The organism is Allobosea sp. GW822-FHT05A11 (assembly GCF_058800455.1).
Window position 1 is genome coordinate 15,073 of record NZ_JBXAMI010000003.1, and the last position, 13,160, is coordinate 28,232.

Genomic DNA, 13,160 nt, shown 5'->3' on the forward strand with positions numbered 1-13,160 from the left:
CCTCAGCCAGCCTTCGCCTTCGACAGCACGCGGGTGAAGATCGCCCTCACCGCGCCGCGAACCTCGTCGAGCTCCGCCTTCATGACCTTCGCATCGGGCCGGCCGACGGCCGTCGCGATTCTCCTGAGCACCCGGGGCGGCACGGCCTTGGGATCGAAGGCCTCTTCGACGGTGAAACGCTGCCAGAGCTGGACGTCGCCGATCAGGCGATGCGCTTCGAGCAGAACAGAGGCATCTCCGTCCGAGAGCAGGCCAGCCGCCTTGGCTGCCGCGAAGACCGAGGCCGTGTCGTTGACAATCAGGCCGGGGTGTTCGCTGGCATAGGCCAGCAGCAGGAACTGGGCGAGGAAGTCGAGATCGGTGATGCCGCCGGCCGCGAGCTTCAGGTCCCAGGGATCCTTCTCGCCCTTCTCCCTGGCAATCAGTGCGCGCATCTCGGCGACCGCCGCCGCGACCTTGGCCGGCTCGCGCTTGCGCGACAGGATCGCGCGGATCGAGGCCTCCACCCGCTTGGCCAGACCGGCATCGCCCGCGACGACGCGGGCGCGGGTCAGCGCCATCTCCTCCCAGATCTCGGCCTCGCCCTGATGATAGGCCTCGAAGCCGGCGAACTGGGTCGCAGCCGGACTCTTGTTGCCGGTCGGGCGCAGGCGCATGTCGACCTGATAGAGCGTGCCGCGCCGCGTCGGCACGGTCAGCGCCGCGACGAGGCGCTGGGTGAAGCGGACATGCCAGGTGACGGGATCGAGGCTTCTGGCGCCGTCGCTCGCGCCGGCATCCTCCGGCCGGTCGTAGAGCAGGATCAGGTCGAGATCGGATGAAGGCGTGAGCTCGCCTGCACCGAGCCGGCCAAGGCCGAGCACGACCGTCTCCGCCCCTTCGATGGCGCCATGGTCTTCCGTGAAGGATCGGCGGGTGTCGGCGAAGGCGACGCGCAGGCAGGCCTCGGCGACAGCGCAATAAGCCTGTCCCGCCCCTTGTGCCGGGTAGACGCCGGAGAGGAGGCGCGCGCCGACCAGGAAATTCTCCTGCCGGGCTGCGTCGCGCAGGCGGTCGAGCCCGTCCTCGACGCTGGGCGGTGGCGAGCCGACATGATTGCGGATGCGCCGCTCCAGCGCCTCGACATCGAGCACCGCCTGCCCGAAGGCCGGGTCGATGACGCCGTCGAGCACATGCGGGTGCAAGGCCGCGACCTTGGCGAGGCGCGGCGCACTGCCGAGGATCTCGGCGAAGAGCGTCAGCAAGGAATCATGCGAGCGCAGCAGCGTCAGCAATTCGACCGCCGCCGGCATGCGGACGAAGGCGTTGTCGAGATGGGCGAGCGCGCCGTCTGGGTCGGCAGTACGGCCGAGCGCGACGAGCAGCGCCGGGGTCAGCTCCGTCAGCACCTCGCGGGCGCGGGCGCTGGTGACGGCGGCGCGGCGGCCGAAATGCCAGCCGCGCACCGTCTCCGCCGCGGTCGCGCCATCGCGGAAGCCGAGCTTGCCAAGCGTCTCGATCGTCTCGGGATCGGCTTCCGAGCCGGTGAAGCTCAGCGTGCCGGCTTCGGAGGCAAGGCTCGGCCCTTCCTCGAAGAGCAGGGCGTAATGCCCTTCGACGCACTTCGCATGCGCGGTCAGCGCCTTGCCGAAGGCGGCCGTCGAGGGATAGCCGCAGAAGCGGGCGAAGGCTTCGAGATCGCCCGCCGCCTTGGGCAGGGTCTGCGTCTGCTCGTCGGCCTGCATCTGCAGGCGGTGCTCGATGGTGCGCAGCCAGCGATAGGATTCCGATAACTCGTCGCGGGCCTGCGGCGTGATCCAGCCTTCGGTCGTCAGTTCGCCAAGCATCTCCAGCGTGCGCGGGCCGCGAAGAGCCGGGCGACGGCCGCCGAAGACGAGCTGCTGCGTCTGCACGAAGAACTCGATCTCGCGGATGCCGCCGCGCCCGAGCTTCACGTTATGACCGGCGACCGCGATGGTCTCGTGGCCCTTCACGGTCTGGATCTGGCGCTTCATCGCATGGATGTCGGCGATGGTCGCGAAGTCGAAATACTTGCGCCAGATGAAGGGCGCGAGATCCCCAAGGAAGCGCTGGCCGAGCTCGATATCACCCGCGATCGGCCGCGCCTTGATCATGGCGGCGCGTTCCCAGTTCTGGCCGACCGTCTCGTAATAGGAATAGGCCGAGGGCAACGAGACTGCGACATGGGTCGAGGCCGGATCGGGCCGCAGGCGCAGGTCGACGCGGAAGACATAGCCGTCCGGCGTGCGCTCCTGGATGATACGCGCGATCTGCTGGGTCAGCTTGACGAAGAAGCTTGTGGGCTCGGCGACGCCGGCCGCTTCAGCGGCCTCGGGATCGAAGAAGACGACGATGTCGATATCGGAGGAATAGTTCAGCTCGCCGGCGCCATGCTTGCCCAGCGCCAGCACGACGAGGCCGGAGCCGGGGCCGGGATTGGCTGGGTCGGCAAGGTTGATCCGGCCAAGATCGGCGGCCTGCCGCAGGACGTGGTCGGTGGCGAGGCGCGCCGCCATGTCGGCGGTTTCGGTCAACGCGCCCGTCACGGTCTCGACATCCCAGGCACCGCCGATGTCGGCGAGCGCGATCAGGAGTGCCATGGCGCGGCGGAAGCGGCGCAATTCGCGCATCAGGTCCGCAGTTTCACAGCCCGCCTCGGCGAAGGCCGCGATCCCGGCCAGCAGTGCGTCGCGACGGACTTCCGGCGCCTCCGTCAGACTGGCGAGCAGCCCGGCCGGGTCGAAGCGCATGATCTGCGTCAGGAAGGGCGAATGGGCGAGGATGCCGGCGACCAATGCTGCGCTGCGCGGATGCTCGGCCAGATGCGCCTTGAGCGCCTCGGCCGCTTCCTCGTCATGGAGGCGCTCGATCAGCTCTCGCTTCAGCAGCGCATCGGCCTTGGCCTTCGCCGGCAGGACCGGCGCAGCCTCGAGCCTGTCACAGAGCCGTTCCGCCATCGTTCATCGTCCTGCCTCAGTGGATCGGCACGCCAGCAGGGTTTGGCGCCGCTGTCGAGGCGGCAGGCTCGGCGAGGGCCGGCGTGTCCACAGGCTTGGGGCTGCCGACGGGCAAGAGGATGACGACGCGCAGGCCCGGCGCATTATCCTCCAGCGTGAGGCTACCGCCATGCAGGCGCACCACGCCGGCCACCAACGAGAGGCCGAGCCCGAAGCCCGGCTTGCTGCGGCTGGTATCGAGCCGGACGAAACGATCGAAGACGCGGCCGCGATCGGCCTCCGGAATCCCTGAGCCATGGTCGGCGACGGAGAGCTCGACCTGGTCGCCAATCGCCCGGGCAGAGACCGCCACGGTGCCGTCGCCGCCCTGCTCCGGCGCACCGTATTTCAGGGCGTTGTCGATCAGGTTGTTCAAGGCCTGCCCGATCAGTTCGCGATTGCCGCGGACCTTCAGGCCAGGGGCGACATCGCTGGCGAGCGACAGGCCGGCTTCCTCGGCCAGCGGCTCGTAGAGTTCGGCGAGGCCGGAGACGATCTCGGAAATGTCGAGCTCGCTCATGTTGTCGCTGACGCGACCGGCCTCCAGCCGCGCGATCATCAGGAGCGCGTTGAAAACACGGATGAGGTTGTCCGCCTCCTCGATCGAGCCGTCGAGCGCCGCCCGCAATTCATCTGGCGATTTCGCAGTCCGCAGCGCCTCCTCCGCCCGGTTGCGCAGCCGGGTCAGCGGCGTCTTGAGGTCATGGGCGATATTGTCGGTGACCTGCTGCATGCTGGCCATCAATTCACCGATGCGGTCGAGCATGGCGTTGAGGTTGAGCGCGAGCCGGTCGAGCTCGTCGCCGGTGCCGGTGATGGCGAGCCGGCCTTTCAGGTCGCCCTCCATGATGCCATGCGCGGTTTCGCTCATGCCGTCGATGCGCTTCAGCACACGCCGGGCCACGAACCAGCTGGCGAAGCAGCCGAGGATAAGGACCAGCGCCAGCGACCAGCCGGCGGCGCGCCGGATGACGATGCCGAGCCGATCGCGCTCCTCGAGGTCGCGGCCGACGAGCAGGCGGAACCCGGCCGGCAGCAAGAACACGCGCACCAACGCGCGGCTCGGTGTGTCGACCGTCTCGCTGGAGCGGGCATATTCGATCTCGCTCTCGCCGGTGCGATCGAGCGTGCCGGGCGGGATCGCTTCGACATTGCCGGCGATGCGCTCTCCCACCGGCGTGGTGACGAGGTAGAGCGAGGCGCCCGGCGCGCGCGAACGGCGCTCGACGATGTTGACGATACGGCGGATACCGCCCTGGCGCTGCTGCTCGGCCAGGCCCTGGATCTCGGCATCGATGGTCGAGCGGATCTGGTCGTCGAGCAGGCGCTTGGCGTTCCAGGCGACATAGCCGAGGACGAAGGCGGCAAAGAGCGCGAAGATGACGAGATAGGCCGCCGTCAGCTTGAAGGCGGTCGTGCGGAACAGCGTGGGCAGGAAGCGCTGGCGCTTGTGCGAGGAGGCGTCAGCGGGCGCTGTCACGGACCATGTACCCCGCGCCGCGGATGGTGTGGATCATCGGCAGCTCGAAACCCTTGTCGACCTTGGCGCGCAGGCGGCTGACATGCACGTCGATGACATTGGTCTGGGGATCGAAATGATAATCCCAGACGTTCTCCAGCAGCATGGTGCGGGTCACGACCTGCCCGGCATGCTTCATCAGATATTCGAGCAGGCGGAACTCGCGCGGCTGCAGGACGATCTCCTGGCCCTCGCGCGTGACGCGATGGGCAAGCCGGTCGAGCACCAGCTCGCCGACGCGATAGGTCGTAGGCTCGGCGGCTGGAGCACCGCGGCGGCGCGCCAGCACCTCGACGCGAGCGAGCAGCTCGGAGAAGGCATAGGGCTTGGGCAGGTAGTCGTCGCCGCCGGCCCGCAGACCCTTCACCCGGTCGTCGACCTGGGCGAGTGCGGAGAGGATCAGGGCGGGCGTATCGTCCTTCTGCTCGCGCAGGGAGCGGATCAGCGAGAGCCCGTCGAGGCGCGGCAGCATGCGGTCGATGACCAGCACGTCGTAGCCGCCGCCCTCGGCCATGGCATAGCCTTCCAGCCCGTCCGCGGCATGGTCGGCGACGTGGCCGACTTCGCGGAAAGCCTTGGTCAGATAGGCCGCAGCCTCGGCATCATCTTCGACGATCAGGAGTCGCATAGACCAACCCTATCTCAAGAAACGCGAAAACGGCAGGCCGGAGGATACGCATCCGGCCTGCCGCCGCGACGGCGAAGTCCCTGGGCTGGGGCGACAGGGAACCGAGGGACCCGCCAGCTCGGATCAGGCCGCCGGCTGGCGGCCGACCTCGAAGGTCACGTCACGCGACTTGCCTTCGCGGAAGAGAGTGATCGTGGTCTTGGTACCCGGCGCGAAGGTCGCGATCTTGCGCGAAAGCTCGCGAGCGTCCTTGATCGCCTCGCCATTGACGGCGGTGATGGTGTCGCCGCGACGGATGCCGGCCTTGGCGGCGGGGCCGTTGCCCTGTGCCTCGGCGACGAGCGCACCCTTGGCATCCTTCAGGCCGATGGCATCGGCCATCTCGCTGGTCACCGGCTGGATCTGCACGCCGATGAAGCCGCGCGCCACCGTGCCGTCCTTCTTCAAGGAGTCCACGACCTGACGGACGGTCGAGGCGGGGATAGCGAAGGCGATGCCGACATTGCCACCCGAGGGCGAGTAGATCGCGGTGTTGACGCCGACGACCTCGCCGTTCTGGTTGAAGGTCGGGCCACCCGAATTGCCGCGGTTGATCGGCGCGTCGATCTGGATGAAGTCGTCATAGGGACCGGAGCCGATATCACGACCCTGCGCCGAGACGATGCCGGCCGTGACCGTGCCGCCGAGGCCGAAGGGGTTGCCGATCGCGAGCACCCAGTCACCGATGCGCGCCTTGGCGTCGGCGAGCTGGACATAAGGGTAGTTGCCGGCGTCCTTGACCTTGAGCAGGGCCAGATCGGTGCGCGGATCGGTGCCGACGACCTTGGCATCAAGCGTCTTGCCGGCATCGGTGACGAGCTGGACCTCGACAGCGTTCTCGACGACGTGGTTGTTGGTCACGACATAGCCGTCCTGGCTGACGAAGAAGCCCGAGCCCTGGGCCATGCCGACCTGCGGCTTCGGCTTGCCCTGGCGGGCCCCCTCCTGATCACGGAAGAAACGGCGCAGCTGCGGGGGAATGTCGTCGAGGCTCTGCTCGTCGCCGGCGGCGGCGGTCTGCGTCTTGACGCGGACGGAGACGACGGCGGGCTTCACCTTGTCGACGAGGTCGGCGAAGGAGGGCAGCGCCGTCTGCGCGCCCGAGAGCTGGATCGGCTGGGCGATGGCATTGTGGTTCTGCATCAGGGCGCTGTCGGCTATGCCGGCGGCGAGGCCGATGCCAAGGATGGCGGTGCCGGCAAGAAGGGCGCCGCGCTTCAGGATGGACTTGCGATTTTCAGTGTGTGTCGTCATGGCGGGAACCTCGTGGAGCGACAGGGTGCTTTCCCCTGCTCGTGACGAGGACCATGAGACCCGCCGCCTTACGTGGCTTTGGCCTGAAGATGACGATTTCGTAAGGTTGGCCCGGCTCGCCGCGCCTTACCCCTGCTCGTCCCGCAGCAGCTTGTCGACGCGATTGCGCTCCGCGTCCGTCAGGGGCGTTGGGGTGGCGTTTTCCTCGCCGGCGCGCTGCCGGCCTCGACGCCAGACGAAAGCGGCTCCGGCCAGGAAAATCAGGAAAGGCGCGCCCCAGAGCAGCAGCGTATGCGCGTTGAGCGGCGGGCGCAGCAAGACGAAATCGCCGTAGCGGGCGACGACGAAATCCACGACAGCCTTGTCGTCGTCTCCAGCGACGAGACGCTCCCTGACGAGGATGCGCAGGTCGCGGGCCAGAGGCGCGTCGGAATCGTCGATCGACTGGTTCTGGCAGACGAGGCAGCGCAATCCGCCGGAAATGCTGCGCGCCCGCTGCTCCAGCGCCGCGTTGGGCAGGATCTCGTCGGGCTGCACCGCGCGGGCGCCGGGCGCCGCCAGCAGCATCAGACCGAGGATGAGAGCGATCCGCCGCATCGGCCTATTCCGCCGGCTGCACGGCGGCCGCGGGCGCGGCGCGCTTCGGTGCCGCCAGCCGGAAGCGCCGGTCGGTCAGCGACAGGCCGCCGCCGAGCGCCATGACGAGCGAGCCGATCCAGATCAGCAGGATCAACGGCTTGTCGTAGAGGCGCACCGCGACGCCGCCATCCTGCGCCTCGCCGAGGCTGACATAGGCCTGGCTCAGACCATCCGTCCGGATACCCGCTTCAGTCGTCGGCATGGCGCGCGCCGTATAGATACGCTTGGAGGCCTCGATCGGCGCCAGCTCGCGATCACCGGAGAAAACCTGGAAGCGGGCGATTTCGGCGCGGAAATTCGGCCCCGTGCGGGGCGACATGCCTTCGAGCATGATGGTGTAGCGGCCGCTGGTCAGGCGCTCGCCCGGCTTCAGAACCGTGATCGCCTCGCTGCTCCAGGCCTGGGCGGCGATGCCGATGATGCTCAAGCCGACGCCGGCATGAGCCAGTGCCGTGCCCCAGGCCGAGCGCGGCAGCCCGCGCGCTCGCGACAGCATCGCCCGCCAGCCGCTGGCGCGGGTGACGATGCGCTCGGCGAGGTCGAAGCCGGCACCGAGCACGAGGAAGACGCCCAAGCCCACGCCGAGCGGCGCCAGCACCGGCCCGCCACGGGTGAAGGACAGCAGTGCCAGAGCCGCCAGCACCGCGATGCCGAAGGCAAAGGCATTGCGCTGGGCCGCGCCGAGCAGGTCGCCGCGCTTCCAGGCGAGCGACTGGCCGATCGGCAGCAGCAGCAGCAGCGGCACCATCACCGGCACGAAGGTCGCGTTGTAGAAGGGCGGGCCGACCGAGATCTTGTCGCCGGTGACCATCTCCAGCAGCAGCGGATAGAGCGTTCCGACGAAAACGGTGGCGCAGGCGGTCGCGAGGAAGACGTTGTTGACGACCAGCGCGCTTTCCCGGGAGACCGGTGCGAACAACCCGCCCTGCCGCAGCAGAGGCGCCCGCCAGGCGAACAGCGCGAGCGAGCCGCCGACGAAGAAGATCAGGATGAAGAGGATGAACAGGCCGCGCGCCGGATCGGTCGCGAAGGAATGCACCGAGGTCAGCACGCCCGAGCGGACGATGAAGGTGCCGAGCAGCGACAGCGAGAAGGTCAGGATCGCGAGCAGGATCGTCCAGACCTTCAGCGCGTCGCGCTTCTCCATCACCACGGTCGAGTGGATCAGGGCCGTTCCGGCAAGCCAGGGCATGAAGGAGGCGTTCTCGACCGGGTCCCAGAACCACCAGCCGCCCCAGCCGAGCTCGTAATAGGCCCAGTAGGAGCCCATCGCGATGCCGAGCGTCAGGAAGGTCCAGGCCAGCAACGTCCAGGGCCGGACGGCGCGCGCCCACATCGCGTCGATGCGTCCGTCGATCAGGGCGGCGACCGCGAAGGCATAGGTGATCGAGAAGCCGACATAGCCGATATAGAGCAGCGGCGGATGGATCGCGAGGCCGAGATCCTGCAGGATCGGGTTGAGGTCCTGCCCCTCGGCCGGCACCGGGACCAGCCGCTGGAACGGGTTCGAGGTCAGCAGGGTGAAGGCGATGAAGGCGACGGCGACAAGCCCCTGCGCCGCAAGCGCGCCGGCCCGCAGGCGCGGTGGCAGCGAGCGGCGCGACAATGCGACCAACGCCCCGAACAGCGTCAGGATCAGCACCCAGAGCAGCATCGAGCCTTCGTGGTTGCCCCAGACGGAGGTGAATTTATAAATCAGCGGCTGCGCCGAATGGGAGTTGGCGACGACATTGCCGACCGAGAAATCGGAGCGGACATAGGACGTCACCAGGGCGGCGAAGGACAGAGCGACCAGTGCGAACGAGACCAGCGCCGCGCTGCTGCCGACCGAGGCCAGCGTCCGGTCCTGCCGGAACACGCCCCAGAACGGCACCACCGCCTGGATCACGGAAACGCCGAGCGCGAGCGCCAGCGCGTAATGGCCGATCTCGACAATCATGAGCGGCTCACGGCTTGGCCGGCGCGGCAGCGGGGGAGCCGGAGCCTCCCGCCTGCCAATGCCCCTGCTTCTTCAGCGCGTCGGCGACCTCGCGCGGCATATAGGTCTCGTCATGCTTCGCCAGCACCGAATCCGCCTTGAAGCGCCCGGCGCCCTCGAAAACGCCTTCGGTGACGACGCCCTGCCCTTCGCGGAAGAGATCGGGCAGCAGGCCGTCATAGCCGACCTTGATCGAGGTCTTGCCGTCGGTGACGCTGAAGCTGATGCGCTGGCCGCCATTGCGCTGGACCGAGCCGGCTTCGACCAGCCCGCCGAGACGCATGCGGGTTCCGGGCTGGACGCCCTTCTCGGCGATCTCGGTCGGCCCGTAGAAGAAGACGATGCTGTCGCGCATCGCGAAGAGGACGAGTCCGGCCGCCAGGAACAGGACCGCACCGGCCGCCGCGATCAGGGTCAATCTGCGCTGCTTGCGGGTGAGGCGGCGTTTTGCGGGGAGCGGCCGCGTCGGCTGAGCTAGGGTCATGGCGCGGCCTCCTTCAAGGCCAATTCATCGGCGAGAGCGTCGATGGCTGCAAGCGCCGCCTTGTCCTCAGCCAGACGCTCGCGTGCCGTCTTCACGGCCTGAAGCGCCGCAGGCCTGTCCCCGAGGACGGTGCGGGCGCGGATCAGGCGGCTCCATTCGGGCAAGCTGCCACCCCCGGTGCTCAAGCGTTCGGCAAGCCCGTCGACCATCCCCTTGATCGCCTGCTGGCGCTCTGCCTCGGGAAGGGCAGCGACCGCCTTGCGGCCGGCATCGGCCTGCATCCGCTCCAGCCGGGCGCGAACGGCACCGGACCAGTCGGCATCGGCGGGCGCTTCGGCGAGGAGCTGGGCAAGCGCCGCCTGCGCGCCCTCGCCGTCGCCATCCTGCTCCTTGGCGAGGGCGAGATAGTAGCGGGCTCGCGGGCTTTTCGGATCGAGCTTGACGGCCTCGGCCAGCGCTTCGCGCGCCGCGGCGGTCACAATGCCACCGGTTTCCATGATGCGAGCTTCGCCCAGGCCGGCGTAAAGCTCGGCATCGGGCTTTCCGGCGCGGACCGCGGCGGCGAAGGCTTTCGCGGCCTCGTCGTAGCGGCCCTGGCGGAGATAGATCGGCGCCAGCAGCGCCCAGCCCCTCGCATCGCCGGGATTGGCGGCGAGATGGGCCTCCATCCGCGCGAGCACGATGGCAAAATCCTGCTGCGGCCCGGCCTTCTCCAATCGCGCCGCCAACGGCTGGTCGGGCTGCCCGGGAGAGCCGTAGAGGCCGTAGATCAGCAGCGCCAGCAGCGGCACGACCGAGAGCATCAGCGCGGAGCTCGCCCGGCGACGGCGCAGCGAGGGCTCGGTCTCGCCGGTGGGATCAGCTTCGTCGCCTGCGGCGCGCAAAAGGCGGCGGGCGGCTTCGGTACGGGCGGCCTGCGCTTCCTCGTCGCCGATCAGCTTGCGGGCGAGATCGCGGTCGATCTCCTTGAGCTGGGAACGGTAGAGGCTGCGGGCATCGGCCGCGTCGGCGAAACCCTGCGCCCGGCCACGGCTGAGCGGCCAGAGCAAGGCGAAAACCGCTGCTCCCGTCATCGCTGCAAAGATGGCCCAGATCATCATGCGGCGTTCTTACTCAATCGTCCGCTCGGGTTCATGGTGACAAAGGGTCACGCGACAAAGAATTCCTCTAAACCGAAGGCAGTTCGAGCCGCGCCCTCAATCCGCCCAGCGGCGAACGATCGAGGCTCAGGCCGCCACCATAGAGCTTGGCGAGATCGACGACGATGGAGAGCCCGAGGCCTGAACCCGGCGTCGTCTCGTCGAGCCGACGGCCACGCTTCAGAACCTCGGCCATGGCCTCGGCCGGCAGTCCGGGACCGTCGTCGTCGATCAGGAGCGCGATCCGCTCGGTATCGGCCGTCTTCTCACTGGCAAGGGAGACCTCGACTGCCGAGGACGCCCATTTGAAGGCGTTGTCGAGGAGATTGCCCAGCATCTCCTCCAGATCCTGCTTCTCGCCACGGAAGCGCAGGCCGGGCGGGATCGCATGCGAGCCGGAAATACCTCTGCCCTGCGAGATCTTGGTGAAGGTACGCAGCAAGGCATCGAGCGAGGGCGCGATCTCGGTCACGCCGCCGAGCGCACCCGAGAGGGCCGCGGCCCTGGCGCGGTCGAGATAGTACTGGACCTGGTCGCGCATGATCGCAGCCTGCGCGCGGACGGTCTGGGAGAGCTGGCCGTCGCCGCTCGTGCCGGCCTCGTTCATCATCACGCTGAGCGGGGTCTTGAGCGCATGCGCGAGGTTGCCGACCTGGGTCCGGGCGCGGTCGAGGATCTCGTGATTGGCGTCGATGAGCTGGTTGAGCTCGCTCGCGAGCGGCGCGAGATCGGGCGGGTATTGCCCGACGATCCGCGGATTCTCGCCGGTCCGCACCGTCCCGACAGCAGCGCGCAGCCGCACCAGCGGGCGCAGGCCGAACCGCACCTGCACGAGCGTCGAGGCGACCAGGGCGATGCCGAGCAGCAGGAAGGTCATCGCCAGCGCGAAGCGGAAATCCTGAATGTCGCCCTCGATCTCGTCGGCGGGCGCCGCGACCGCGACGGTGAAGCGCCCGTCCTCGCCGACGTCGATCTCGCGCTCCAGCACGCGCAGGCGGCGATCGTCGGGGCCAGAGACATAACTTTCGCGCAGGCCCCGGCTGTTCGGCGCGATGGACTGATCGAGCAGCTTGGGGAGTTGCCCGCCGACCAGCGAGCGCGAGGCGCGGACATTCGGCCGCTCGCCGTCGAGCCTGGTGATCTGCCAGTACCAGCCTGTCAGCGGCAGGTCGAAGCGCGGCTCACCGAGATCGCCGACCGTCTGGCGCTCGGTCTCGGGCGGCGCGGCAAGGTCGGCGACCAGCTGCTTGATATAGACCGACAGCCGCTCGTCGAAGCCGCGCTCGGCCGAGCGGCGATAGAAGGTGGTGAGGCCGACGCCGGCCAGCACCAGGATCAGCACGCAGCAGACGGCCGCCGAGAAGAACAGCCGCGCTCCCAGCGAATAGCGATGGGATTTGAGCGGCATCGCCCGCGATCAGACCTTTTCCGGAGCGGCGGCGATATAGCCTAACCCCCGGACGGTCTCGATGACATCGACGCCCAGCTTCTTGCGCAGGCGGCCGACGAAGACCTCGATCGTGTTGGAATCGCGGTCGAAATCCTGATCGTAGAGGTGCTCGACCAGCTCGGTCCGCGAGACGACCCGCCCTTGATGGTGCATCAGATAGGAGAGCAGGCGGTATTCATGCGAGGTGAGCTTGACCGGGTTGCCGTCGACGACGACGCGGCTCGCCCGCGTATCGAGCCGGACAGGGCCGCAGACCAGTTCCGAGGTCGCGTGCCCGGTGGCGCGGCGCAGCAGCGCCCGGACGCGGGCCAGCAGTTCCTCGATATGGAAGGGCTTAACGACATAATCGTCGGCGCCGGCATCGAAGCCGCCGACCTTGTCGCTCCAGCGGTCGCGCGCGGTCAGGATCAGCACCGGCATGGTCTTGCCGGCGCGGCGCCAGCCCTGCAGCACGGCGACGCCGTCGACCTTCGGCAGGCCGAGATCGAGGATCACCGCGTCGTAAGGCTCGGACTCGCCGAGGTAAAGCCCCTCCTCGCCGTCGAAGGCCTTGTCGACGGCATAACCGGCATTCTCAAGCGCGGTCACGATCTGGCGGTTGAGGTCCTTGTCGTCCTCGACGACGAGCAATCTCACGGTCGGGTAACTCCAGTTGTCGGATGGCCGCGACGGCTGTCAGCGGATGGTGGCGATCTTGCCGGATTGTCCTTCCAGCGTCACCCTTGCGACGCGGCCATCGCGTTTCAGCGTCGTCACCACATAGACGAAATCCTCGCCCTGGCGACAGAGCCTGATGCGGACGACCTCGCCGGGAGCGGCATGGCGGGCGTGGCGTGATGCTTCCGCCGGTTGCATGACGCGACCGTCGGCCACGGCATCGCGCGTCTCTTCGGAGGACAGGCAGGAGATCGGCGTCGCATCGTCGACCCGAACGATCGGCGAAGAGGCGATGAGCGCAAAAGCAAGGATCGGTTCGACCAGCATCGTCGACATGGCTAAGCCTGTCCGCGTGAATGCGCCATGAATGCATCGCC

10 protein-coding genes and 1 pseudogene are annotated in these 13,160 nt (G+C 68.3%); all 11 read right to left on the reverse strand.

Annotation, left to right across the window (positions count from 1 at the left end):
• Positions 1-2 precede the first annotated feature (2 nt).
• Positions 3-2,957, reverse strand: a complete 2,955-nt coding sequence (locus AC1RLU_RS09655; protein ID WP_492795275.1) for a bifunctional [glutamine synthetase] adenylyltransferase/[glutamine synthetase]-adenylyl-L-tyrosine phosphorylase — start codon at positions 2,955-2,957, stop codon at positions 3-5.
• Between the two features lie 16 nt (positions 2,958-2,973).
• Positions 2,974-4,476, reverse strand: a complete 1,503-nt coding sequence (locus tag AC1RLU_RS09660) for a HAMP domain-containing sensor histidine kinase (protein ID WP_082617045.1) — start codon at positions 4,474-4,476, stop codon at positions 2,974-2,976.
• Positions 4,460-5,143 carry a response regulator transcription factor gene (locus AC1RLU_RS09665; protein ID WP_061964415.1) on the reverse strand — a complete coding sequence of 228 codons (684 nt, stop codon included), beginning with the start codon at positions 5,141-5,143 and terminating at the stop codon, positions 4,460-4,462. Before AC1RLU_RS09665 ends, AC1RLU_RS09660 begins: the two co-directional genes overlap by 17 nt.
• A 200-nt stretch (positions 5,144-5,343) precedes the next feature.
• Positions 5,344-6,436, reverse strand: a pseudogene (locus tag AC1RLU_RS09670) (trypsin-like peptidase domain-containing protein); the annotation flags it as partial.
• Between the two features lie 126 nt (positions 6,437-6,562).
• On the reverse strand, positions 6,563-7,033 hold the full coding sequence (locus AC1RLU_RS09675) for a cytochrome c-type biogenesis protein (protein ID WP_492795278.1): 471 nt from the start codon (positions 7,031-7,033) through the stop codon (positions 6,563-6,565).
• A gap of 4 nt (positions 7,034-7,037) precedes the next feature.
• Positions 7,038-9,014, reverse strand: coding sequence for a heme lyase CcmF/NrfE family subunit (locus AC1RLU_RS09680; RefSeq protein WP_492795280.1), 1,977 nt, complete (start codon positions 9,012-9,014; stop codon positions 7,038-7,040).
• 7 nt (positions 9,015-9,021) lie between these two features.
• Positions 9,022-9,537, reverse strand: coding sequence for a cytochrome c maturation protein CcmE (ccmE, locus tag AC1RLU_RS09685; RefSeq protein ID WP_142115096.1), 516 nt, complete (start codon positions 9,535-9,537; stop codon positions 9,022-9,024).
• Entirely contained in the window at positions 9,534-10,637 is a 1,104-nt protein-coding gene (gene ccmI / locus AC1RLU_RS09690) for a c-type cytochrome biogenesis protein CcmI (protein WP_492795282.1), read from the reverse strand. Before ccmI ends, ccmE begins: the two co-directional genes overlap by 4 nt.
• Before the next feature lie 67 nt (positions 10,638-10,704).
• On the reverse strand, positions 10,705-12,084 hold the full coding sequence (locus AC1RLU_RS09695) for an ATP-binding protein (RefSeq protein WP_492795283.1): 1,380 nt from the start codon (positions 12,082-12,084) through the stop codon (positions 10,705-10,707).
• Positions 12,085-12,093: 9 nt separating this feature from the next.
• Complete coding sequence (locus AC1RLU_RS09700) at positions 12,094-12,762, reverse strand: response regulator transcription factor (RefSeq protein ID WP_061964427.1); 669 nt, start codon at positions 12,760-12,762, stop codon at positions 12,094-12,096.
• A 39-nt stretch (positions 12,763-12,801) separates the two neighbouring features.
• A complete protein-coding gene (locus AC1RLU_RS09705) occupies positions 12,802-13,119 on the reverse strand; it encodes a PepSY domain-containing protein (protein WP_061964429.1) in 318 nt (105 codons plus the stop codon).
• Positions 13,120-13,160: the final 41 nt, after the last annotated feature.

What these genes read in the sequence shown, in the direction of transcription:
- AC1RLU_RS09705 (WP_061964429.1), bottom strand. Translation starts at nt 13,119, where the DNA reads ATGTCGACGATGCTGGTCGAACCGATCCTTGCTTTTGCGCTCATCGCC.
- AC1RLU_RS09695 (WP_492795283.1), bottom strand. Translation starts at nt 12,084, where the DNA reads ATGCCGCTCAAATCCCATCGCTATTCGCTGGGAGCGCGGCTGTTCTTC.
- AC1RLU_RS09655 (WP_492795275.1), bottom strand. Translation starts at nt 2,957, where the DNA reads ATGGCGGAACGGCTCTGTGACAGGCTCGAGGCTGCGCCGGTCCTGCCG.
- ccmI (WP_492795282.1), bottom strand. Translation starts at nt 10,637, where the DNA reads ATGATGATCTGGGCCATCTTTGCAGCGATGACGGGAGCAGCGGTTTTC.
- AC1RLU_RS09675 (WP_492795278.1), bottom strand. Translation starts at nt 7,033, where the DNA reads ATGCGGCGGATCGCTCTCATCCTCGGTCTGATGCTGCTGGCGGCGCCC.
- AC1RLU_RS09680 (WP_492795280.1), bottom strand. Translation starts at nt 9,014, where the DNA reads ATGATTGTCGAGATCGGCCATTACGCGCTGGCGCTCGCGCTCGGCGTT.
- ccmE (WP_142115096.1), bottom strand. Translation starts at nt 9,537, where the DNA reads ATGACCCTAGCTCAGCCGACGCGGCCGCTCCCCGCAAAACGCCGCCTC.
- AC1RLU_RS09665 (WP_061964415.1), bottom strand. Translation starts at nt 5,143, where the DNA reads ATGCGACTCCTGATCGTCGAAGATGATGCCGAGGCTGCGGCCTATCTG.